Source organism: Massilia sp. GCM10023247, from assembly GCF_042653325.1.
GTDB lineage: Bacteria > Pseudomonadota > Gammaproteobacteria > Burkholderiales > Burkholderiaceae_D > Telluria.
Window position 1 is genome coordinate 212,610 of record NZ_JBHSIB010000009.1, and the last position, 23,985, is coordinate 236,594.

Annotated in this window: 17 protein-coding genes and 1 other annotated feature; of the genes, 10 read left to right on the top strand and 7 right to left on the bottom strand. The window is 61.7% G+C overall.

Going from position 1 to position 23,985, the window contains the following annotated elements; genetic code table 11:
- Window positions 1–14: 14 nt before the first annotated feature.
- Both ACFPAH_RS08835 and ACFPAH_RS08840 read right to left on the bottom strand, forming a co-directional pair.
- Window positions 15–2,732 carry a GNAT family N-acetyltransferase gene (locus ACFPAH_RS08835; RefSeq protein ID WP_379743792.1) on the bottom strand — a complete coding sequence of 906 codons (2,718 nt, stop codon included), beginning with the start codon at window positions 2,730–2,732 and terminating at the stop codon, window positions 15–17.
- A gap of 43 nt (window positions 2,733–2,775) precedes the next feature.
- The gene (locus ACFPAH_RS08840; protein ID WP_379743795.1) at window positions 2,776–3,831 is read right to left on the bottom strand and encodes an NAD(P)-dependent alcohol dehydrogenase; all 1,056 of its coding nucleotides are present in this window, start codon (window positions 3,829–3,831) and stop codon (window positions 2,776–2,778) included.
- Between the two features lie 470 nt (window positions 3,832–4,301).
- On the opposite strand from ACFPAH_RS08840, the gene ACFPAH_RS08845 reads away from it, so the two are divergent.
- Window positions 4,302–5,657, top strand: a complete 1,356-nt coding sequence (locus ACFPAH_RS08845; protein ID WP_379743798.1) for an ATP-binding protein — start codon at window positions 4,302–4,304, stop codon at window positions 5,655–5,657.
- Window positions 5,658–5,733: 76 nt separating this feature from the next.
- Here the strand turns inward: ACFPAH_RS08845 and ACFPAH_RS08850 are convergent, their stop codons facing one another.
- From ACFPAH_RS08850 to ACFPAH_RS08860, 3 genes are all read right to left on the bottom strand, one after another.
- Window positions 5,734–6,006, bottom strand: coding sequence for a hypothetical protein (locus ACFPAH_RS08850; RefSeq protein WP_379743801.1), 273 nt, complete (start codon window positions 6,004–6,006; stop codon window positions 5,734–5,736).
- Between the two features lie 337 nt (window positions 6,007–6,343).
- Entirely contained in the window at window positions 6,344–6,580 is a 237-nt protein-coding gene (locus ACFPAH_RS08855; protein ID WP_379743804.1) for a hypothetical protein, read from the bottom strand.
- 424 nt (window positions 6,581–7,004) lie between these two features.
- The gene (locus tag ACFPAH_RS08860; protein ID WP_379743807.1) at window positions 7,005–9,077 is read right to left on the bottom strand and encodes a putative bifunctional diguanylate cyclase/phosphodiesterase; all 2,073 of its coding nucleotides are present in this window, start codon (window positions 9,075–9,077) and stop codon (window positions 7,005–7,007) included.
- A 690-nt stretch (window positions 9,078–9,767) separates the two neighbouring features.
- On the opposite strand from ACFPAH_RS08860, the gene ACFPAH_RS08865 reads away from it, so the two are divergent.
- Together ACFPAH_RS08865 and ACFPAH_RS08870 are read left to right on the top strand one after the other, a co-directional pair.
- A complete protein-coding gene (locus tag ACFPAH_RS08865) occupies window positions 9,768–10,769 on the top strand; it encodes a hypothetical protein (protein WP_379743809.1) in 1,002 nt (333 codons plus the stop codon).
- Between the two features lie 377 nt (window positions 10,770–11,146).
- A complete protein-coding gene (locus tag ACFPAH_RS08870) occupies window positions 11,147–11,335 on the top strand; it encodes a hypothetical protein (protein WP_379743812.1) in 189 nt (62 codons plus the stop codon).
- Between the two features lie 821 nt (window positions 11,336–12,156).
- On the opposite strand, the gene ACFPAH_RS08875 is transcribed toward ACFPAH_RS08870, so the two are convergent.
- Together ACFPAH_RS08875 and ACFPAH_RS08880 are read right to left on the bottom strand one after the other, a co-directional pair.
- Complete coding sequence (locus ACFPAH_RS08875) at window positions 12,157–12,657, bottom strand: hypothetical protein (RefSeq protein WP_379743815.1); 501 nt, start codon at window positions 12,655–12,657, stop codon at window positions 12,157–12,159.
- A gap of 291 nt (window positions 12,658–12,948) precedes the next feature.
- Window positions 12,949–14,171 (bottom strand): IS3 family transposase gene (locus ACFPAH_RS08880; protein ID WP_379743818.1). Its coding sequence is split into 2 segments (ribosomal slippage): window positions 12,949–13,883 and window positions 13,883–14,171, totalling 1,224 coding nucleotides; the frame shifts between segments, so codons are not numbered across the junction.
- Window positions 13,777–13,893: a sequence feature (AL1L pseudoknot), on the bottom strand. Its footprint overlaps the gene before it by 117 nt.
- Window positions 14,172–14,542: 371 nt before the next feature.
- On the opposite strand from ACFPAH_RS08880, the gene ACFPAH_RS08885 reads away from it, so the two are divergent.
- The 7 genes from ACFPAH_RS08885 to betT all read left to right on the top strand — a co-directional run bounded on the left by ACFPAH_RS08885 (window position 14,543) and on the right by betT (window position 23,985).
- On the top strand, window positions 14,543–14,851 hold the full coding sequence (locus ACFPAH_RS08885) for a hypothetical protein (protein ID WP_379743821.1): 309 nt from the start codon (window positions 14,543–14,545) through the stop codon (window positions 14,849–14,851).
- Window positions 14,852–15,528: 677 nt separating this feature from the next.
- Window positions 15,529–15,693 carry a hypothetical protein gene (locus tag ACFPAH_RS08890; RefSeq protein ID WP_379743824.1) on the top strand — a complete coding sequence of 55 codons (165 nt, stop codon included), beginning with the start codon at window positions 15,529–15,531 and terminating at the stop codon, window positions 15,691–15,693.
- Window positions 15,694–15,857: 164 nt separating this feature from the next.
- A complete protein-coding gene (locus ACFPAH_RS08895) occupies window positions 15,858–16,826 on the top strand; it encodes a hypothetical protein (protein ID WP_379743827.1) in 969 nt (322 codons plus the stop codon).
- Window positions 16,827–17,002: 176 nt separating this feature from the next.
- Complete coding sequence (locus ACFPAH_RS08900; RefSeq protein WP_379743830.1) at window positions 17,003–17,971, top strand: hypothetical protein; 969 nt, start codon at window positions 17,003–17,005, stop codon at window positions 17,969–17,971.
- Between the two features lies 1 nt (window position 17,972).
- A complete protein-coding gene (locus tag ACFPAH_RS08905; protein WP_379743833.1) occupies window positions 17,973–19,313 on the top strand; it encodes an HlyD family secretion protein in 1,341 nt (446 codons plus the stop codon).
- Entirely contained in the window at window positions 19,310–21,493 is a 2,184-nt protein-coding gene (locus ACFPAH_RS08910; RefSeq protein ID WP_379743836.1) for a peptidase domain-containing ABC transporter, read from the top strand. Before ACFPAH_RS08905 ends, ACFPAH_RS08910 begins: the two co-directional genes overlap by 4 nt.
- A 227-nt stretch (window positions 21,494–21,720) precedes the next feature.
- A complete protein-coding gene (gene betT, locus ACFPAH_RS08915; RefSeq protein WP_379743839.1) occupies window positions 21,721–23,985 on the top strand; it encodes a choline BCCT transporter BetT in 2,265 nt (754 codons plus the stop codon).

Consider the following 23,985-nt stretch of genomic DNA (forward strand, 5'->3'; position numbering starts at 1 on the left):
GGTTCCCGTGGAAATCAGTCAACGCTAGGCACCTGCCCGGTCGATGGTCGCGAGCCCGGCACGAGGCGAAGTCCTACCGCGCCCTCGCCAGGCAGCGGTACCGTTTCAAAGCCGAGTTTGCGTGCCAATGCCAGCAGGGGCCGATTCTGTGCCGCGGTTTCTCCGACGATCTCGCCGGTGCCCCGGCCGCGGCAATAGCCGATCAGCTTGTTCATCAATATTTCCCCCAGCCCCTGCCGTTTCAGGTCGGAGCGCACGACGATGGCGAATTCGGCCCTCGCATTGTCGGGATCGGCCACCACGCGCGCCACGGCCAGCGTTTCCGGCTCGCCCTGCGGGCTCAGGCGGGTCGCCACGAACGCCATTTCGCGGTCATAGTCGATCTGCGTGAAACGGGCCAGCTGCGATGGCTGCATGTCGCGCACGTGGATGAACATGCGGCAGCGCACGTCCTCTGGTGTGAGCGCATGGAAAAACGCCACATGCGCGGCGCCGTCCTCCGGCCGGATCGGGCGCAACGTCACATCCGTCCCATTCCACTTGATCCGTTCTTCGAGTTGCTGGGGATACGGCAGGATGGCGAGGCGTCCGAATGGATCGGCGCCAGGCTCCGATACCGCCACCCGCACGCGGGCATCGAGCGCAATCACCCCCTGGCCGTCGGCCAGCAGCGGGTTGATGTCGAGTTCTGCGATCTCGGGAATATCGATGACGAGCTGGGCCACTTGGATCAGGGTATGGCAGATCGCATCGATATCGGCTTTCGGGCGGTTGCGATATCCCGCCAGCAGCTTCGATATGCGCGTTCGCGAGACCATGTCGCGCGCAAGCACCATGTTCAGGGGCGGCAGGCCGACCGCGTGGTCGGCAGTCACTTCCACCGCGACGCCGCCCTGTCCGAACAGGATGACCGGCCCGAACACCGGATCGGTTGTGACGCCCACGATCAATTCATGCGCCTGCGGACGCCGCACCATGGCCTGAACCGAAAAACCCTGCAGCCGCGCCTCCGGCTGCAAGCTCGACAGGCGCTGGTGCATCGCTTGCGCAGCGGTGCGCACGGCCGCCGGGGTCTCCAGGTCGAGCGCGACGCCGCCCACATCCGACTTGTGGTTGATGTCCGGGGACAGTATCTTGACCGCGACCGGGAAGCCGATGTCCTGCGCGCTCGCCACCGCCGCGTCGACGCTGCGTGCGATCCGCGTCTGCACCACCGGAATGCCATATGCCGCCAGTACCTCCTTCGCTTCCGGCTCCGACAGCATCTGGCGACCGCCGGCCAGCGCACCGCGCGCAAGCGCCTGCGCCTTTGTCCGGTCGGCGGCAATATCGCCCGGCACCGCAGGCGGCACCTGCATCAGCAAATCCTGGTTGCGGCGGTAATGGACGATCTGCATAAAAGCATGTACCGCGTCTTCCGGGGTATCGAAGCACGGGATGCCCGCATCGGAGAACATGGCGCGCGCCTGCGCTACGGCGTCGCCGCCCAGCCAGCATGCGAGGATGTTGCGCGGCGTCGCGCGCGCCAACGGAACCAGTGCCCTGGCGATCTCGGCGCTGGAGACGATCGCCGTTGGCGCATGGATGAGGAGGACCGCGTCGGAACCGGTGTCCTGCAGCAGGGCCCCGAGCGCATCGACATACCGGCTCGCGGGAGCGTCGCCGATGATATCGACCGGATTCGCATGCGACCATGTACGGGGCAGGCACTCGTCGAGGCGGGCCAGCGTGGACGCAGCCAGCACGCCCAGCGTGCCGCCGCTGCATACGAGCTCATCGGTCGCCATGACCCCGGGGCCGCCTCCGTTCGTCTGGATCGCCAGGCGTTCGCCGCCGGACGGACGCACATGCGCCAGGGTTTCCACCGCGTCGAACAGGTCTTCCGTCGACAAGACCCGCAACATGCCGGCGCGCCTGATCGCCGCGTCGTACACGTCGTCGGCTCCTGCCAGGGCGCCGGTATGCGAAGCGGCAGCCTTCGCGCCCTCGGGTGCGCGCCCGGCCTTGAGGATGATCGTCGGTTTGCTGCGGGCGGCGGCGCGCGCAGCCGACATGAACTTGCGCGCATGCTTCAGGTCTTCCATGTAGATCAGGATGGCGCCGGTATCCGGATCGCCCGCGAGGTAATCGACGACATCGCCGAAATCGACATCGGCGCTGTCGCCCAGCGATATGAACTTGCTGAAGCCAATGCCGCGCGAGCTGGCCCAATCGAGCACACCGGTCACCAGCGCGCCCGACTGCGATACGAAAGCGATTTTTCCCGGCAATGCTCCCGTGTGCGCGAAGCTCGCATTCAGACCGATGCCCGGGACCAGCAAGCCGACGCAGTTCGGTCCCAGCAAACGCAACAGGTAAGGCCTAGCTTCATCCAGGACTGCCTGCCTGAGCGTACGTCCCGACGTGTCGTGCAGGGCGCCGAGGCCGGCCGTGAGCACGATGGCGGCGCGTGTTCCGGCCGCGCCGAGTTGGGCAATGATGCCCGGCACCGTGGCCGGGGGAGTGCAAATGACGGCCAGGTCGGGTGCCGTGCGCAGCATCGCGACGCTCGGGTAAGCGGTGCGGCCGGCCAGCATCGTGTGCTTCGGGTTGATCGGATAGATCGTGCCCTCGAAGCCGCCCTCGATCAGGTTGCGCAGCACGGTTGCGCCAACGCTGTGCTCCTTGTCGGAGGCGCCGATGACGGCGACCGATCGCGGGGCAAACAAGTAGTTCAGGTTTCGTATGCTCATTGCTGCCTTTGTCGAATATGCTCATGCGTCCGCCCGGTTGGGCTTACATCGTGATCGCGACTTTCAGAACCCCGTCACGCTGGTGTGCGAACAGGTCGTAGGCTTCCTCGATCCGGTCCAGCTTGAACCGGTGCGTGACCAGCGGCTCCAGGTCGACCCGCCCGGAAGCCACCACATTCATCAGCCGGCGCATTCGCTCCTTGCCGCCAGGGCAGAGGGTGGTGACGATACGGTGGTCTCCCAGGCCGGCGGCGAAGGCGTCGAGCGGCAGCGAAAGTTTGCCGGAATAGACACCGAGGCTGGACAGCGTACCGCCCGGTTTGAGTGCGCGCAGGCAGCTCTCGAAGGTTTGCTGCGTACCGAGCGCCTCGATGGCAACGTCCACACCGCGGCCGCCGGTCAGGCGCATGATCTCCGTCAGCGGGTCGACCCTGGTATGGTCGATGACGACATCGGCTCCGAGCTTTTTCGATACCGCCAGGCGCGCTTCCACGCTATCGACCACGATGATCAGGCTCGCCCCCCTGAGTTTGGCGCCGGCGGTCGCGCACAAGCCGATCGGACCCTGGGCAAAAATCACGACGGCATCGCCGATGCGGATGCCACCCCGCTCCGCTCCGCCGAATCCGGTACTCATGATGTCCGGACACATCAGCACCTGTTCATCGCTGAGCCCGTCCGGGATCGCTTCCAGGTTTGCCATTGCCTGGGGCACGAGCAGATATTCGGCTTGCGCACCGTCGATGGTGTTACCGAAGCGCCAGCCGCCTGCCGCCTTGCCTCCGCACTGGGCCTGGTGGCCATCGAGGCACGGGTTGCATTGCCCGCATGGCGTGATGGCTCCGACCACAACCCGTTGGCCGACGGCATAGCCCGTGACGCCCGCCCCGAGTTCGGCGACGACGCCGACAGGTTCATGGCCAATGGTCAATCCCTCCTTGACCGGGTACTCGCCGGCAAGGATATGGATGTCCGTTCCGCAGATCGTGGTGGTGGTGATCCGAATCACGGCCTCGCCCGGGCCGGCTACCGGAATCGGCTTGTCCGCCAATTCTATTTTTCCAGGGCGGAGAAAGACTGCTGCTTTCATGGTGCGCATGCTGAACCTCCATAGGGTCGCCAGGCAGCGGTGAGAAGCAGGATGCGGACGGCCGCGGTCCACACCGATCGCAAAGATTGCGCTGTACTGCTGCTCTGTCGATGACACGCCAGGCAGGCCATTGGCCCATGCTGGATTGAAAGAGAGTAACTGCCTTGGTACGAACCGGGCTGGCTGTGTCACCGTTGAGGCGCCGGGTCGTGTAGCGGAAGAGCGCCAATCAGAAAGGCGGCGTTGCGGCGATGCTCGATCGACGCCGGACAGGACAAAGCGTTGATGCCTTGGCATGCTTCATCATGGGCGCTATAAGACGACAAAGCAAGCGGTGTATTCGAGCAGGCGCAGCTGTCTTATAAAGCGCGTTGCCATGCCGATCGGCAATGTGTTGTTAATCGGATGATATGACCTGATACGCTCCCGAATGCGTAAGATAATTCCTACGACACAGGGGATTCGGTTAGAGTCGGCAGATGATCCCCCTCCTGACCGTGACACTCACCTCCGAACTCGACGTCATCGCGTCGAGGCGGCGCGCGCGCGAAATCGCAGCGTTCTGTGCCTTCAGCCGGCAGGATCAAACACGTATTTCGACGGCGGTTTCCGAGCTCGCACGGCATGCTTGCGGGGCCGGTGGATCGGTACGGTTTTTGGTGACGAAGGAAGCCGGACGCCAGTCGCTCGTCGTCGTCGTCGAAAGCCGTTCTTCGGCTGGGCTCGACAGCATTACCAGGAGAGACGACAGCCTGCCGGCTGGAGACGTGTTGGTGTCGGCCGCCACCAGGCGTTTCATCGAGCGCTGCGGGTTGACGGCCGACAGTAATGGGGCGCAGGTAACATTACGCATGCCGTTTCCGGCACACACCCGACATCTCGACGTGGACGCGCTGTGTCACGCCATCCGCAATTTCAATGCGCTGCCGGCCAGTGTCGCGTTGTCGGACGTGACCTTGCAGAATCGCCTGCTGAGCGACGTGTTGGCCGACCTGCAGACAAAGCAAGTCGAATTGCTCACAATTTCGAAGGAACTCGAAGAGACGAACAAGACCGTCGAGACCTTGAACCGCCTGCTTTGCGAAAAAGCCGAATCGCTGCTCGTGGCGGACCAGCGCAAGGACGCATTCCTTTCAACCCTCAGCCATGAGCTGCGCGGTCCCCTGTCGGCCACGCTGATGGGAGCACAGCTGCTGCACCGTCATCCCGCCGACCCGGCGCGCGTCAACGACCTGAGCCAACTGATCACCAGGCAGGCCAGCCATATGAGCCGTCTGGTCGAGGATCTGCTCGACGTTTCCCGTATCGGCCGCGGCCTCCTTTCGATCGAAAAGGTACAGGTCGACATGCGCGAAGCAGTCCAGGCAGCCGTCGAGCAGCTGACGCCGGCCCTGCAGAGGCAACAACATAGCATCCAGGTGACGCTGCCGCAGCGCCCGTGCATGGTGGACGGCGATCGAACCAGGCTGGTCCAGATAATCGGCAATCTGTTGGGGAACGCGATCCGCTACACACCCGACGCCGGCCACATCCAGGTGGTTCTGCAATTACATGGGACGTCTCTTGGCCTGGAAGTAGCCGATGACGGTATCGGAATTTCTCCCGAGCTGATGCCGAAGTTATTCGATTTGTACATGCAGGGCGAACCTTCTTCCACCGCACGTACCGGTGGTCTCGGTCTTGGATTGGCCCTCGTCAGGAGTCTGGTCGAGATCCACCACGGCACGGTTTCCGCCACGAGTGCCGGGGTCGGGAAAGGCAGCGCATTCCACGTCATTCTTCCTTTGGCCGCGGGGACTGCCGACATGAGCACGCAGGTCGCCGGTACGGTTTGACACGCCTGTTTGCGGCTAGCGCGCCAGTCGGCGCCGGCGCCCGCGTCGAGCTACTCGTCGTGACGGGCGGGCTGCGTCATTCGCTGCGGTGCATCCGGGGTGTATGCGTAACCCCTTCGTCGTCGTCCTGCAGCGCCCCGCGCTCGGCATGCATGCTGTCGGAAAGCGACTGCTGCTCCTCTTCGCTCACCTCCGGCGGGTCGAGCATGTCGGCGACCATCGCGCGCAACTCGGGCGTTTCCCACGGCAGGCCACACCGTTGCCTGCCATGAATATGGTGCCTGATCTCGCTGTCTTGCTCAGGGCTGAGCGGCAGGCCGCGACAGATGGATGCAGGATCGGATTCCATGACGATCTCCCCTTCGACACGTTAAGAGATAGCTCAAGCTACGCGCATTCCGCTCCCAGAGGCGCGCGTGACGCGGACTACGGGATTGGATCGGCAGACTCCTCACAAAGACGGATGCGAGTACAGTATCTGGACGAGAGCCGTTGCTAATGAGGAAAACTTGTCAGCTAGGTTGTGGTGACCTGGACGTCCGCTTCGGACCCGGAGCGGACATCTATTGCAACGTACGTATTTTCTTGTGGTCTTACTTAAAACGACCTGAACCCCAGTCGTTGCCGATGGACTCACCCATTGTAGTCGCTCACAAGCACGGCTGAAATGCTGTGGCTGCGCATGCTCAGCCCGGCTTGCGTAATGGCGTGCTACCAGTTGCCTGGATTGACGGTCCCTGCACGTGGCCCTGCACAGAACCGTTCTCCGATAATCCATCGAACTGCATGCTTGAGTCTGTGCTCGCGCCTGTGCGTTTAGTATTGCCAGCCGTATGGTCCACCCCATGCCCTTCAGCGCGTTTGATATCGGCTGGCTGGAACGGATCATGGAATTTCTTCAGGGCGGCTTCCTGTTGATGCATGCTGCGAGCGGTTTCCTCGCTGGCAGCGCGCGACACCTCGTATAGTCTCTTCGACCATGGTTTGGCCCGGTTTCGGGGTCGCGTCGCAGACAGTCTGGAAGTATCCAGCCAGGGCCTGCTCAAATCGTTGAATAAGTGAGCTGTGAATGAGGTGGGATCGAACAGCGGGATTACTGGAGGGAGAATCTGGATACGTGAGGAATCCTATTGTATGTCGAGCCGTAACGTATCGCGACCAGAATGTGATCGAAGTCGGCAAAGCTTGATGGATCGAGTAGAGATGCAGCGACGTGCCGTGCTAAATGCGGGACTGGGAATCCTACGAACAAGGCCACTATCCGCCTGTCTCCTCGTGCACGGCACGATTTGCGGCATTATTTTACTGTCATGGTGCCGTGCAAGTTGACCTATAGACCGAGAGTATCTAGCCGAGCAGCAATGCCTGCATCTGGAAAGCATCGAGAGGCTTGCTGAAGAAGTAACCTTGTCCCTCACGACATCCATGCAGTTTGAGGAACGCGAGTTGCGTCGCATTCTCGATGCCTTCTGCAATGACGCGCTGATTCAGGCTCTTGCCCATGCCGATTACGGCACTGACAATTGCTCCATTACCATCCAAGGTCCCATCGATCGCCCTGACGAAGGACTGATCAATCTTGAGCACATCGATCGGGAACTGGTTCAAGTAGCTCAAGCTGGAGTAGCCAGTGCCAAAGTCATCCACGGCGATCTGCACGCCGGTCGCCTTGAGCTTTGTCAGCAGTTCGGCACTGGCAGCGACGTCGCGCATGAGCACGCTTTCGGTTAATTCCAGCTGCACGCAGCCCGGGTCAACGCCGCTCGACTGGAAGACAGTCATGGCATAGCCGAAAAATTCGTGGTGACGGAACTCCAGGGCGGATACATTGATGGCGATCGACACCGGAGCCGATCCGCTATTCCGCCACCGTACCACTTGCGCGCATGCTTCGCGCAGTACCCATCGTCCAATAAGAATGATCAGGCCACACTCTTCCGCGATACGGATGAAGCGCTCTGGTTTTGTCATTCCCCATTCGGGATGGTCCCATCGCAATAGAGCTTCAACGCCCGTAACCTGACAGCTTTCCAGGTCCACCTTGGGCTGGTAGTGCAGTATGAATTCTTGGTGATCGAGCGCCCGGCGCAAATTACTTTCAATCAGCTGGCGTTCAACGGCGCGCGCATTCATCTCCTCGCTAAAAAACTGGTAATTGCTGCGCCCGCGCTCCTTAGCATAATACATGGCAGTATCGGCATTTTTGATCAACGCATCGGCATCCCCTCCGTCCGCGGGAAACACGCTGATACCGATACTGGTCGAGGTATGCAGTTGCTGTCCCTCAATTACGAAAGGCTTCGATAGGGCAATCAGGATTTTTTTGGCCGCCAGCGCGGCATTGTGTGGCCGCTGTTCGTCGGCCAAGAGGATAACGAACTCATCGCCCCCATGACGGCTGACCGTATCCGATAGGCGCACGCAACTAAGCAAGCGCTCCGCCACCGCCTGGAGCAGCCGGTCGCCGGTATCATGGCCGAGAGAGTCGTTGATGTGTTTAAATTTATCCAAATCGAGGAAGAGCAGCGCCGGGCTGGCCGCGCTGCGCCTGGCCATAGAAATGGCCTGCGTGATCCGGTCATGCAGGAGGACACGATTAGGCAGCTTGGTGAGAAAGTCGTGCTGTGCCAGATGCCGCATTGTCGACGTTAGCGCGACGGTATGGGAGATGTCCCGAAATACCATCACGGCACCAACAAGCCGCTCGTTCCAATCGAAAATCGGCGCAGCCGAATCCTCGATAGTCTTTCGTTGTCCACTGCGATTGACCAAGATTACGTCTCCCGCCAGAGCTTGGTCGCGGCCGTTTTTCAGTACCTCGCCGACTGGATTAACAACCAGTTCGCCACTACCGGCATCAACAATGACAAGCACCTCCGCAATCGGCTTTCCACTTGCCTCGGAACGAGACCACCCGGTCATTTCTTCCGCAGCAATATTTAGGTAATCGACACGTCCATGCATGTCGACCGAGATGACGCCATCGCCAATTGAATCGAGTGTGATCTGGGCGCGTGCCAGAGCCACATACGCGCCCTGTTCTACTTTCATGCGCTCGATGACGTTACGTAGAGACTGAGGCACCAGGCTATTGTCGAAATATCCCCGCGATAACCATCCTTGTGCGCCGTGTTGCACGGCCTCCCTCGCGGCGTCCTCTTCCTCAGCCCCACACAGCATCATGATCGGCGTATGGCGCGCAGCATCGTATACCTGCGCAAAGCACGGCAAACCGCGGCCGTCAGGCAACATCTCCATCAAGATCGCGTCGATCCCGCCGCGCTGGATTCGCCCCAAGGCCTGCGCCAGGGTCGACACGTCCTCGACCACGAAGGGGCCGTCGGACGCCTGGCCCAGTGCCTGCTTCAAGGCCTGTACGTCGTCCTGGCGCGCTGAGATGATGAGGATCTGGTTTGCCATGCTGCCTCCGCCATACAGGTTGCCGCGGCAACGCCGCAGCGTCGGCAGATGCCCGGACAGGCAACGGTGCCTAGCCAGTCGAAACGTCTCCCGGCAAGATCGCGTTCAAATGCAGGAACCCATGCAGTCCCATCGCCAGTCGGATACTCCCTGCACCCGGCATTGGCTTGAAGAAGATCCCGACGTAGCCTTTCAGTGGCGACAGCTCGTCGCTCACAGGACGGGAGTATCGACTTCATGCAAGTCAACATCGGCGGATGCGCGCGACTGCTTGCCCAGGACGCTCGAAACCATTGCATCTCGTCCAGCTCGATCAAGCCCATGGCATGCTTTTCGCACCTTAGCCTTCTGCCTGAAACCCATGCTAGCACGAAGCGCGTCTATCGACGCGTGCCCCCATACTTCGCCTGCAACGCTGATGCTCAAAAAAGAATTCGGCGCATTTTCACCATCCGACTGGCGATGGGCGTACACTCGAATCCAGTGTTGCGCATGCAACGCTCTCCTACCTCATGGTCGCCGCCCTTGCGCGGCATGACGAACGCTTTGTCCTCGGTGACCACGATCAGTCCGCACGCTGCGGGCCGTACCCAGGCGAAGCACGACGATGCACCCCATAACCTTGCAGACTCATGCGTCGCATGCCGAAGCATCGGCATGCATGCTCGAACAAAGACAGCAGGAGGATCTATGCGATATCAAATGAAAGCCGTGTTCAACGAGCGCGTCAAGGCCGAGCAGGCGCTGGACCGATTACTTGGCTCGGGATACGCACGCGCTGATGCTCAGCTGGTAACGCTGACCGGCGCGACATCAGCCGTGCATGCCGCCGCGTGCGTCAAGTGGCGTGAGCACTCGGGCACATCGGCCGTCCAACTCCTGTCGCGCTTCCTGCATCACGCACGCGGCGGTGCGGCAGGCGCTGACAGGCCCCGGTCGCCCGACAGCTACCTGCTCACCCTTGCGATCGATTCCGAGTCCGAATCGGATCGCGCTGTATCGCTCGTCTCCAATCTGGTTCGTATCGGCAGCGACGACGTCGGGCTTGACACGTCGGCGCCTTTTCGTTTCGCTCGTCATCTCCACGACAGCGAAAGGTTCCGCAACCGTTCGTGGCAGGAAGCAGCCGGCGATCTGAAGGTGCTATGGGAGGCGCACGAACCCACCGGGGCGCGAGGGGATGCGGCCGAACTGGCGCTGCAACGGGGTTGGGAGAGCATGCGGCCGGAAATCGATAACGATGCTTACCGCCGCAGTCACTGGTACACGAGCTACCTGCGCCACCCTGCGCAGGCCATTGCCAGACAGGACCCTGGTTCGATCCTTGCCGCCGCCGAGAGAAAGGCCGCATGGAAGCGAAAGCATCCCGGCGAACTCACGCCTTGGGAAAACTTCGTGGATGCCGTGAAGCATGGGTGGGAGAGAAGCACGCTGGGAGACGATACAAGCGAGGCCAACTACCGTTCGCATCACGCACGCTACTACCCGCACATGAACTACGACGACCTCGCTCCAGTTTACCGCTATGGGAACAATCTCCGCTGCCGGGGCGCTTTCCAGGGCCGCAGTTGGGATGACGCCGAACCGGAAATACGGGCGGAATGGAAACGCGATCTTCGCGAAGGAAAGCCACTGACCTGGGACGAGACAAAAGCGGCCGTGCACCACGGTTGGGATCAAACGAGGCACTGATCAGGCAATGCATTGAGGGAATTTCCGACCTGTCGACCTGTTCGAGGCCACCCGGCTTGCACGCGCAGCATCGGCGCAAGCCGGATGGTTTGATTCCTTTTGGACCATGACTATATTAAATCGATCAAAGCAGATATGAATTCCCGGCTTGAAACACGCAGAAATGCCGAAGAACGAGCGCTCGTCAATTTCGGCCGCGTTTTGAATCGGGACTGGGGTAGCCCCTATGCGCGACATTTTCTGGAGTCTGTCGGGGTGGAAGAATCAGTCATACAGCGGGTCATCACGCACGGGGAGCCTTTGCCGATTGATAAGTCGCACAGGAGACGCTAACCGAGCCACCGCGCTTTGGACCTTCGTTGCGGACGAGGAAAATCATGGAATTTGTAAATGAAATCATGCTTGACGGCGTGATGTACTGCTTCGAAGAATTTGATCAGGTCGCCAAAGCGCATGCGTGGATCGACGCGCATCGACAGGATACTAGACAGTTCAGGAGTGCATTTCCCGATGCCCGTCCAGTCAGCACCAATCCATACGGCGCAATTAGAAAGCTCGGCGGTTGATGCCGTTCGGATATTTGTGCGTTGCGGGTTAATCAACCTCTTTTCTGTAACGCCGACGCCCCATTGACGAAGTTTTCCGTTCTGGCAAACGGAACTGTCTCTTTCAGGTCTGGCTTGCGCCAATTCTCGACAGACCTGCTAACAGCCGTTTTGCATACTCATTGCGCGCTCTTCGATGCCCAGCTTCCCCGTGCGGCGCCGCTCGTCACCATGACGAAATCGGATTGATTGCCAAGGAATTATGGCAGAGATTGCACCAATTCAACCAACGTCTTTCGATCATTCGATAATGCCAACTGAGTAGGGCTACGGAACGTCGAGCGCGAACGCATGTTAAAAAAATTCAGGCGCCTCGCGCACTCGGTCCGCTGTTGACCCGAAGCGGACATGCGAATCAGGCCTATATTTTCGACAAAAGATGCCGCGTGACGAACAGCATGGCTGCACTTCCAGCCAGCCACATGAGCATGAATGAGCAATAGCGGATGGTGAGTGGGTCCAAGGCTTGCTTCGGTGCGCCAGATATGTGTCCAGTGATACCTACATCAGAAAGCGCCCATGTGACGCACATGGCCATCAAGATGTATGACGCGATTGCTCCAATCCCGACAAACCACCAAAAATGTGGAAGCACGGACCGCCACAGGTATGCGAGAACGCCTACTGGAAATACTGGACCAATAAGACCAAAAGGGATTGCCAAACTAAACGGGTTCATCAGGGAAGATTTCCAGTGAGTTTCAAGGCTTGGGTTCAGTAGTCGAATCGCCGCTCTTGGCCGAAAACCGTCGCTCGGACTGGGTCAGCTTAGCCACGGTCCACTAACCGCACGCCAACGAGGCCCGCTTGGCCTTCTGGTCTCGACTGATCGCTACAGTCGAGGCAAGCCACAGGCTCAGCGCAGCCGCGATGCCTGCGATGCCGCCGCCTAGCGGTGCGGAGACCAGGAAGCCGATGCCAGCAAACAACAGCAAAGATGCGCCGAGCATGTAAAAAGGACGGAACGAGGCAGCGTGGGCGATAGGGAGGAAATGTAAGCCGACGACAAGGGCAATCGCTGGTAGAAGCAGGTCGGGCCGGTGCAAGTTGTTGACGATGTTCGATGCGAGGAAGATGCCGATTCCCTCACCAATGCTACTCCACATCAGTGCTTTTTTGGTTCGCTCGGAAAGGATGACGCCGGTGCCCCCCAGGTCGATCGTGTGTATCGCAGCGGCCCCAATGATCAAGAACACAATGAAGGGCAAAGTCAACATAACGAGCCCAACCTGCCATTGCAAATGCATTGTTAGCGCGGCAAACACCGCACCGAAGAAGCCCATGATTACCGCACCCCGAGCACCCATTTCGTTTCCCTTCTAAAATTGTGGTCAAACAAGTGCCGTTCAGAATACAGCATTGAATTCGGTGAAAATACGCAGATTGTCACGTCTGAATCGCTAGGCAACCGTTGGGCGGATTGTTAGCTGCAAAGGGGGCTTACAAAGGTCCGCTTCTGGCCGATTGCAGACGTTTAGCATGGCTCAGTGTAGGGTGTTTCTGTCAGGACAACCAAGGGGTTTTGTTAGGCGCTCTGAACCGCCCCGGCTTTCGTGGAGGCCGGTTAGTGTGAGTCAGGCCGGGATGGCTTGACTGCTCAGTTGCTTGTAATAGTTTGCCTCAGCTTCGGCCGGCGGTATATAGCCGAGCGGTTCCAGCAGTCGGTGATGATTGAACCAGGACACCCATTCCAGCGTCGCCAATTCGACAGCCTCGCGTGTTTTCCAGGGAGCGCGGCGGTGGATCAACTCAGCCTTGTAGAGCCCGTTGATGGTCTCGGCCAGGGCATTGTCGTAACTGTCGCCCTTGCTTCCCACAGACGGCTCGATGCCGGCTTCTGCCAGGCGCTCGCTGTACTTGATCGACACGTATTGCGAGCCTCTGTCGCTGTGATGGACCAACGCGTTTCGTTCGGGCTGACGCGCATACAACGCCTGCTCCAGCGCGTCGAGCACGAAATCGGTCCGCATCGTGCTGCTGACGCGCCAGCCGACGATGCGCCGAGCAAAGACGTCGATCACGAAGGCGACATAGACGAAACCCTGCCAAGTCGAGACATACGTGAAGTCGCTGACCCACAGCTGGTTTGGCCGCTGTGCCTTGAACTGGCGGTTGACCCGGTCGAGCGGACATGGCGCTTTCGCATCTGCAATCGTCGTGCGTACGACTTTACCGCGCATCACGCCTCGCAGGCCGGCCTTGCGCATCAAGCGCTCGACCGTGCAGCGGGCTACATCGGTTCCCTCACGTCGCAGCTGGCGCCAGACCTTGTCGGCGCCGTAGACCTGCAGGTTCGCCTGCCAAACGCGTTCAATGTCGACGCTCAGCACATCGTCGCGCTGGGCACGTGCACAACGCAACTCAGGGTTACGCTGCTGCGCGGCGTATCGCCAGTAGCCCGACGGCGCGACCTGCATCACCCGGCAGATCGGCTCGACACCGTAAGCATGGCGGTACTGGTCGACGAATGCCCTCACGGCTTGAAGCGGCGGTCGAGCTCCGCCTGGGCGAAAAACGCACTCGCCAGACGCAGGATCTCGTTCGCCTTGCGCAATTCACGCACCTCTCGCTCGAGCGCCTTAACGCGCGCCTCTTCGGCGGTTGTCGGCACTGGACGCTGGCCCGTATCACGCTCCTGCTGGCGTACCCAGCGACGCAACGTCTCCGGCGTACAGCCGATCTTTGCCGCGATCGACGTGATCGCCGCCCACTGTGACTCGTACTGGCTGCCGGCTTCGCTGACCATGCGCACGGCACGCTCGATGACTTCGGGGGAATACTTGGGTTGCTTCTTCATGACTCCATTCTCTCAAACAATGGAGCCTCTACAAAACCCGGGGCGGTTCACTCTTAGAAGGGGCTTCTATTCCCTCATGACAGGAGACGCGATCGGTGACCTCCGCTCATTGTGATTGGGTGGCCATCGCAATGAGAAGATTTTTTTGGCCGCGCACCGTCGAAACGCAACAGTTTCATGTATGATAGAAAGGTCGGCTACCGGCATTTTTTTACCTCTAAGACGGATCTCCTTGCTCGTCAAATTGGCGACGCAAGCTTGATTTCGAAGCTTAAAATTTTCCTATCGACTGCTTACCTTCAATTAAAACGTAAGCCTCTTGATGCCCAGATGCTTTCAGCATCGTCTAACAGCAAGTTAGAGATCGCACCGTGGTGTTGGTCAATTTCTACAATAAGACACCTTCAGGCACCCAGGTCGCTTTAGAGTTGAGTGACGATGAGCTCGTTGTGTTCAATTCGTTGACTACTGGCGCAAGAGCTCTTGCCGCACAAGTGGCAGCGCTGGTCGCCTTTGATTTTAATATGCACAACGGGAATACCATTCCGAAATGGGAAGGTGCCGACTATTTCGTAATGGCCCGCAGAAGCTTCGGCTATCCGGCCAACCGAGAAAAGTTGCGAGCGATTGCAGCGGAATGGGTCAATGCGGGGTGTCCCGGCCAAGTCAAGCGCATCTAGGCCGACGGAGCCAATCATGAGTAGGTTTGTTGATGGATGGTTGCCATCGGTAAGGATGGCCAACGATCATCTTCAAAGAGCGCGAAATGTAAAGTTTTTGAGAGCAAAGAGAGTAAAACTTTACGTAATACTTTACACATTGAAGTGCTATAACCTCACGATACGGGAAATTGATGAGGTAAGGCTGGGCTAACAAAAGGAGTAGTGGAACTTTTTTCACTACAAGGTGTTAACAACCGTTCTAAGCCGCACCGGCACCGCTAGTTCGGTTCACAGAAAAGCGAAGCCATTGATTTGGCTTCGCTTTTTTCATTGGCGCCCCGTAAAGCAGGGCTGGATGAGGGCACGTTTGAGCTGGTCGGATACTTGTGATCACTCTTCTTTGGGAAGAGTTTGTCTTTCTCCGCAGGATATGTCTACAAACGACTCATCTATGCACAGCGCTTGATCTGTCTCAAACCCGCTACGCATAGAAAAAATCCCGCTTCGCTTGTTGGTAGGCTTTTTGACATGGCCGGGAAGCCTGTTGTCAGGATTCCCACAAGTGCGAACCGAAAACGCGGGGTGAAACTCGCGGCGGGGCGCCTTGTTTCTGCTTTTTTGATGATGTCATAGGGACAACGTCGGCAGGGCCACGCCGGGTGGTTTTCTGTCCGGCCTGAGCTGAGGAGAGCATCATGCGTAACTTGAACAGCACCGAGCTGCAACACGTGTATGGCGGCGGCGGCGGCGGCCAGCCTGATGACAAGTGCAAGAGCAACAGCAACAACAAGTGCAAGACCAAGAGCAAGAGCAACAACAAGTGCAAGACCAAGAGCAAGGGCAAGAGCTGCGATTGCTGAGTGAGCGGCCGACAACGCCTTATGTGGACTGTGCGGCCGAGGCAATCCGGCACCGGCAAGCATGACGCCGGCGGTGCCTGAAACGCTTCCCCACTGCACTGTCTTTTTCGGCCCGGGGCAGCGCTGACGCTTCCGGGCCGATTCAGGAACCAGGGGGATACAACATGAAGCGGGAAGGTGAACTGAACGGTACGCTCGCGCAGGCAACAGGATCCGAACAGGAAATGTGGCTGCTGGGACAGGCGCCATTACGTAAATACCTGGATTTCGTCGAAGACATCGGGCGCGACCCGAAAACCATCGACCGCATCGCGCTGGTACAGGAATGGGGCGCTGCCGCCGCCTGGTATGAAGAACTGCGCCGGCGCGAGGCCGGCATTGCCGACCACCTCGACTGCAGGCCGCTCGATCCCGCGCTGTCGCCGGCGGCCGCCGAGCTCCTCGCCAGCGACCGCTTCATACAAACCTTCGACCGGCTGCCGGCGCGGCTGGAGATGGTGGAGCTGGCCCACCTGGTGGTGTGTCAGAACCATGTCACGCGCAGCTTCGTCGACCGCCTCAAGGAACGGCTGGGACCGGACCCGGAACCGTCCGCGCTGTTCCGGTTTTGCCTGCCGGCGCAGGAATGCCCGACCCCGGTACGCATCCGCGAACTCGGCTCGAAACGTTATGAGTTCCGCTCCGACTCGACCGATTTCCGCCTCCATGAAGTCGCGCTGCTCAAACCGCAGCAGTTGTCGGGCTACGCGTCGTTCGGCGCGGTGGCGGCGGCGCTCGGATTGGTGGTCGGCTACAGCTCGAACTTCCTGAATGCGGTATGCGACGACGACAGCGGCCGGCTGTTGCTGCACAACGGTTACCACCGCGCCTGCGCTTTGCTGGAGCTGGGTGTGACCCATGCGCCCTGCGTGGTGCAGACCGTCATGTCGCGCGATGAACTGGACCTGGTGGCGAAACCGCTCGTCGCGAACGACCCGGGCTATTTCTTCAACGCGCCGCGTCCGCCGCTGCTGAAGGATTTCGTCGACCCGCAGATCCGCAAGATCGTGCCGACCCGAAAAGTGTCGCGCGTCATCGAGGTCGCCTTCGAAGTGCGGGAATACATCGGGGACGACGAGCCCATGGAACACTAGCATGCATGACGGAGGTGGCGAACGCGAGCACGGCCCTCTGTGGACGGTGTGGTTGGCCCAAGGCAGCACAGGAAGGCATGACGCGTGCTGGAGTGTGCTGCTCCCCAAGCACCCCGTTTTTCCGGCCCGGGAGTTCGGTGACGCTCCCGGGCCGTCAGCAACCAGGGGATGAAAACATGAAAAGGGATAGCGAACTGAACGAGACGCTGGCGCAGGCGGCGAGTACCGAACAGGAGATGTGGCTGCTGGGACAGGCGCCGTTGCGCAAGTACCTCGATTTCATCGAGGACATCGGCTCTGGCCCGAAGCCGGGCAATCACACTGCACTGGTCCAGGAATGGAGTGCCGCCGCCGCCTGGTACGAGGAACTGGCCGAGCGCGAGCCCGGCATTGCGGACAAGCTCGACTGCAGGCCGATCGATCCCGCGCTGGCGCCACTGGCCGACGAGATCCTCGCGATTGACCGTTACCAGCGCACCTTCGACCATTTGCCGGCCAGGCTCGCCATGGTGGAGCTGGCCCACCTGGTGGTATGCCAGAACCACGTTACCCGCAGCTTCGTCGACCGGCTCAAGGAACGCCTGGGACCGCATCCGGAACCGGCTGCGCTGTTCCGCTTTTGCCTGCCGGCCCAGGACAGCCAGGCGCCGGTGCAAATCCGCGAACTCGGGTCCAAGCGTTATGAATTCCGCTCGGACTCGACCGATTTCCGCTTTCACGAGCCTGTGCTGCTCAAGCCCCATCAATTGGCCGAGTACGCGTCGTTCGGCTCGGTCGCGGCGGCCGTTGGCCTGGTGGTCGGCTACAGCTCGAATTTCCTGAATGCCGTGTGCGACGACGATAGCGGGCGCCTGCTGCTGCACAACGGTTACCACCGCGCCTGCGCCCTGCTCGAACTGGGCATCACCCATGTTCCCTGCGTGGTGCAAACCGTCACCTCGCGCGACGAGCTGGACCTGATTGCGAAACCGATCGTCGCGAGCAGCCCCGGCTATTTCTTCAATGCGCCGCGTCCTCCACTGCTGAAGGACTTCCTCGACCCGAAGATCCGCAAGCTCCTGCCCATCCGCAAGGTGTCGCGCGTCGTCGAGGTGTCCTTCGAGGTGCGCGACTACATGGCCGAAGATTTCGTCACGGACCGCTAGCATGAACGACGGCGGCCGCGAACTCGTAGACGAACGCCCACCCAAAGGCGAGCGTGAACGCGGCAGCGCCGTCGGGGTGCCGCTGTTCCGGCCCGAGGTGCTGCGCCACCAGCAATCGGAATGGCTGGGAACCATCCTGGTCAAGCCACGCGCGATGAACTGGTGGTTTGCCGGCCTGGCGGCGTTGACGGTGCTGGCCATCCTCCTGCTCCTGTTTGCGGCCAGCTACACGCGCAAGGCAGCCGTGTCCGGCTGGCTGGTCCCGCAGCAGGGGATGGTGCGCGTGTTCGCGCCGCGTGCCGCGGTCGTGAGCTCGGTGCTGGTCCGCGAGGGGGCACAGGTGAAGCAGGGCCAGCCGATGGCGCAACTGTCGACGGAAGAGCAGAGCGCCGCGCTGGGCGATACCCAGGCCGGCACCGTGCGTGCACTCGAGGCACAGCGTGCGACGCTGGAGGTGGAAAGGCTGCGCGCCCAAGAGATGGTCGCGCAGCAGCGTGCCGCCCTGACCACCCGCTACGACACGCTCGGGCGCGAGGCCGACAACCTGCGCCAGGAAATCGAGGTCCAGCAAAAGCGCCTGGCGCTGGCACAGCAATGGCAGCAGCGCCTCGGGGGGCTGCAGGGCAGCGGTTATATCTCGGAGCAGCAGGTGCGGGTCGCCGCAGAAAGCGCGCTCGACCAGGCAGCGAAGCTGCGCACGCTGCAACGCGGCGTGCTGTCGCTCGAACGTGAACGCGCCACGGTCAGGGGAGAGCTCGACCAGCTGCCGTCGAAAATGGCGACCCAGGAAGCGGTCATCGCCCGCACCCTGGCCGTCAACAGCCGTGAGCTGGGCGAAGTCGAAGCGCGGCGCTCGCTGGTGATCCCGGCGCCGCAGTCAGGGACGGTTACGGCGGTCCATGCGCATGCCGGCACCGCGGTCGGGCCGGCGGCACCGCTGCTGAGCATTGTGCCGCGCGGCGCCGTGCTCGAGGCGCACCTGTACGCGCCGAGCCAGGCGATCGGGTTCCTGCATGCCGGGCAGACCGTGCTGTTGCGTTACCGCGCCTATCCGTACCAGAAATTCGGCCATGCACGCGGCGTCATCGCCAGCGTGTCGCGCACCGCGATGGAACCATCCGAACTGCCGGCCGTTTTCACTGGCAACACGGCGGGGACTCCGGCCGAAGCGCTGTACCGCGTGACAGTCAACCTCGAACGTCAATATGTCACGGCCTACGGCAAGCCGGCACCGCTGCAGCCGGGCATGCAGCTCGACGCCGACGTGCTGCTCGAGCGGCGCCGGCTGTTCGAGTGGGTGCTCGATCCGTTGTACACGCTGACGGGGAGAATGAACCAATGATGAGCTGGCAAGAAAGCGCAGGATACGGCGGCCGCCTGCCCATGATCCTGCAGACCGAAGCGGCCGAGTGCGGGCTGGCTTGCCTGGCCATGATTGCTTCCTTCCATGGCGAGGGCTACGGCCTGATACAGCTGCGGCGCCGCTACGGCCTGTCGCAACGCGGCGCCTCGCTCAAGGACATGGTCGCGATCGCCGGCCATCTCGGCATGACGGCGCGGCCCTTGCGGCTGGAAGCGGACGAACTGCCGCTGCTGGCGACCCCCTGTATCCTGCACTGGGACCTGAACCATTTCGTGGTGCTCAAGCGCGTCACCGCAGCCGGGGTCGTGATTCACGATCCCGCTTATGGCGTACGGCGTCTGGCGCACGCGGAGGTGCTGCGCCACTTCACCGGCGTGGCATTGGAACTGAGCCCGGCGCCCGGCTTTGTCGCGGCCGAACCCGTGCCGCGCGTGCGGCTGCGCGCGCTGGTCGGCAAGCTGGTTGGAATCCGGCGTTCGCTCGGCGTGCTGGCATGCATGGCGTTGGCCATCGAACTGCTGGGCGTCGTCAGCCCGTTCTTCATGCAGTGGGTGGTCGATGAGGCGCTTGTCAGTGCCGACCGCGACCTCCTGCTCACGCTCGCGCTCGGCTTTTTGTTCATCCTGTTGCTGAGGGTGGCTATTACCGCCATGCGCGGCGCCACGCTGATCGCGATCTCGAGCACGCTCAAGGTCTCCGGACGGGCCAGTCTGTTCGCCCATATGGTGCGGCTGCCGACGCAGTATTTCGAGAGCCGGCACCTGGGGGACGTGCTGTCTCGTTTCGGTTCGCAGGAAACGATCTTGCAGGCGCTGACCACGCATCTGGTCGAAATCATCCTCGATGGCCTGATGTCGCTGATTACGCTGGTGGTCATGTTCGTGTATGCGCCCGGGCTCGCGACACTGGTGGTGTCCGCGGCACTTCTGTATGCCTTGTTGCGTGTAATCTCCTATGCCAGCCTGCGCAATGCTTCGGCCGAGGCCATCGTTTGGGGAGCGCGACGTGACAGCCACCTGCTGGAAACGCTGCGCGGCATGAAGACGATCAAGTTGTTCAATGCGCAGGCGGCGCGCCAGGCCCACTGGCTCGGCCTGCTGGTGCAGACCGTGAATCGCCAGGTGACCACGCAAAAGCTCGGTTTGTTGTTCCGGACCGTGAATTCGACTTTGCTTGGCGTAGTTGCCGTGCTGGTGATCTGGCTCGGTGCGCTACGGGTGTTGGATAACACGTTCTCGGTCGGGATGCTGCTCGCCTTTATCAGCTACAAGGACCAGTTCCTCAGCCGCGTGAGTGGCCTGATCGATAAGGCGATGGAGCTCTGGATGTTGCGCCTGCATGCCGAGCGCCTTGCCGACATCGCACTGACGGCGCCCGAGGACGAGGGCGTCGCGCCCCCGGATGACGGCACTGCGCGCGTGCCGCTGGCGCTCGAGTTGCGCGGACTGCGGTTTCGCTACGGCGCCAGCGACCCCTGGGTCATCGACGGTATCGACCTGTCGATTGCGCCTGGCGAGTCGGTGGCCATCGTCGGCCCTTCGGGCTGTGGCAAGACCACGCTGCTGAGGATCATGGCAAGCCTGCTCGAACCCACTGCGGGCGAGATTCTGATCGACGGGCGGCCCCTGAACGGCGCCGGCCTGGCGCAGTACCGCTCCCAGATCGGCGTGGTGCTGCAGGACGACCAACTCTTCGCAGGCTCGATTGCGGACAACATCAGCTTCTTCGCGGACGCGCCATCGATTCCGCGCGTCCGCGACTGCGCACGCCAAGCCGGCGTGCTGGACGACGTGGACGCCATGCCGATGGGCTTCCATACCTTGATTGGCGACATGGGCACCGTGTTGTCGGGCGGCCAGAAGCAACGCGTCCTGATTGCACGCGCCTTGTACCGTGAACCAACCCTGCTGTTGCTCGATGAGGCCACCAGCCACCTCGACGTGGCCCGCGAGCAGCAAGTCAATGCCGCCATCAAGGATTTGCCGATGACCCGGATCATCGTTGCCCACCGGCGCGAGACGATCCTCTCGGCGCACCGGATCATCGTGCTCGACAAGGGGCGGATCGCAGCCGACCTGCATGGCGAGCGCGGGCGCGAGGAATTCCTGGCGCTGGCCGGCGCCACCCTGGCACCCGAGGAGATCAAAGTGCTGGCCTGATCCTGGTACGACCGTCCAGCTCGAAGGACGCATTCGACAACGAGCTGCAAGGCTCGTTTTTTTTCGCCAGGGGCCGGCCGCCATCGCGAATCGGCCCGGCATGTTTCCGGGTAGCTGGCCCGTTCTGCGCCGCGAATCGAATGCGCAGCAGGATCATCTACAATGACTCGTCAATCCCATCGAGCGACTTCCGGGAGGGTGCCGCGTCCAGCGAAGGAGCGAACATCATGGCCATCGAGCCGACCGACCAGCAAGGCCCCGGTGCTGCCGCGCCAGGTCCGCAAGCGTCCGAAGCGCCGGCAGGCAAGTGGCACCCGCCCCTCGAGCGCAGCCGCTTCGGCGGCACGGCGCGCCGGCCCGAGCGGCCAGTGGAGGATGAGCCGCCGGTCTCGCGCAGCGACCTCAGCAAGGGGCCGCAGGAAGTGCTCGAGGACCGCACCGCGAGCCTCCACTGGAGCGTCCTGGCGATCTCGTCGGTGGTGATCCTCGCCTTCTCGTCCTGGGCCATCCTGATGCCACTCGATGCGCGCGCCACGATGAAAATGGCCGTCGACTGGATCGCGATCAACCTCGGCTGGTACTACGTCCTCACGATGACCCTGGTGATCGGTTTCGTGCTGTGGGTCGCGTTTTCCAAGGAGGGCGACGTGCGGCTCGGTCCCGATCAGTCGCGGCCGCAGTACAAGCTCGTGACCTGGGTCGCGATGCTGTTCGCCGCAGGCGTTGGGATCGACATGCTGTTCTATTCGGTGACCGGCCCCGTCTTCCAGTACCTGCATCCGCCCGCCGGCGCCGGCGGCAGCGCCGCCGCCATGCAGGATGCGGTGGTCTGGACGATGTTTCATTACGGCGTCGCCGGCTGGGCGATGTATGCGCTGCTCGGGATGGCGATGGGATACTTCGCCTACCGCTGGGGCATGCCGCTGTCGATCCGCGCCGCCCTCTATCCGCTGCTCGGCAAGCGGGTGCGCGGCCCGCTGGGCGACGGCATCAGCATCATCGCGCTGGTCGGCACCGTGTTCGGCGTCGCCACCTCGATGGGCATCGGCGTGGTGCTCCTGAGCGTCGGCTTTTCGCTGATCTTCGGGCTCGAGCAAGGGCTGGCGCTGCAGATCGCGCTGGTCATCGGCGCGGTGATCCTGACGATCGCCGCCACCACCTCGGGCGTCGACCGCGGCATCCGCTGGATCTCCGAGCTCAATTTGTGGAGCGCCGTGGCCATGATGGTCTACATCCTCGTGACCGGGCAGACCGCCTTCCTGCTGAACGCCTTCGTCGAGAACGTCGGCCAGTTCCTCGTCACCTTCCCCGCGCGCACGCTGCGGACCTTCGCCTACGAGCCCGGCGGCGCCGAGTGGATGGGCGGATGGACGCTGTTCTTCTGGGCGTTCTGGCTCGCCTGGGGACCCTTTGTCGGCGTGTTCCTGGCGCGCATCTCGCGCGGGCGCACCCTGCGCGAATTCGTGATCGCGGCGATCACCGCCCCGGTGCTGTGCGACTTCATCATCGTGTCGCTGTTCGGCAATTCGGCCCTGTACCAGGTCATGCTCGGCAACATGGACTTCGCCCAGCTGGCGATCGACAGTCCGGAGCGCGGCTGGTATGCGCTGCTGGAAATGTTCCCGGGCGCGATGTTTTTGATCGGACTGGCAACGCTGTCGGGCTTGCTGTTCTACCTGACCAGCGCGAACTCGGGCGCCATGGTGATGTCGAATTTTTCGGCCTCGATCCCCGATCCGTCCCAGGACGGGCCGAAGTGGCTGCGCATCTTCTGGGCCGTGCTCACCGCGCTGCTCACGGTCGCCATGCTGCTCGCCGGCGGCGTGACGACGATGGAGTACGCGACCCTCATCTTCGCCTTGCCGGTGACGATGATCGCCTACCTGGTCATGGCCTCCTTCCACAAGGTGCTGCGCATGGAGCGCGCCGAGCGCGAGGGGCAAGTACTGCACCGGCGCTCGATGGCCCCGGCCGGCGGCCACCTGCCGGAGCGCTCGTGGAAGCAGCGGCTCGAGCAGATGCTCGCGTTTCCGACGCTGCGCCAGGTTACCCAGTTCCTCAACCGGGTGGTGCGGCCGGCGCTCGACGACGTCGCCGCCGAGTTCCGCAACCAGGGTTACGAGGTCGAGCGCAGCGCCGTGACGAATGCCGGCGGCATCGAGGAACCCCTGCTGCGGGTAGCGATGGATACCTTCCGCGCCTTCCACTACCACGTCGCCATCGTCGAGGCGCCGGTGCCCATGTTCTCCGGCCGGATGTCGCGCGAGACCGACGTCTACTATCGCCTCGAGGTATTCACCCAGACCGGTTCGGGAGGCTATGACCTGATGGGCCTGACCCGCCAGCAGGTGATTGCCGACGTGCTCGAGCGATACGAGGCCCACCTGGCCTTCCTCACCTACTCGACGCAGACCGATACCGCATCCGTGCTGACGCCGCCGGTGCCGCAGGACAGCGCCGGCAGCGCCGACCTGGCAGCGAAAAGGGAATGA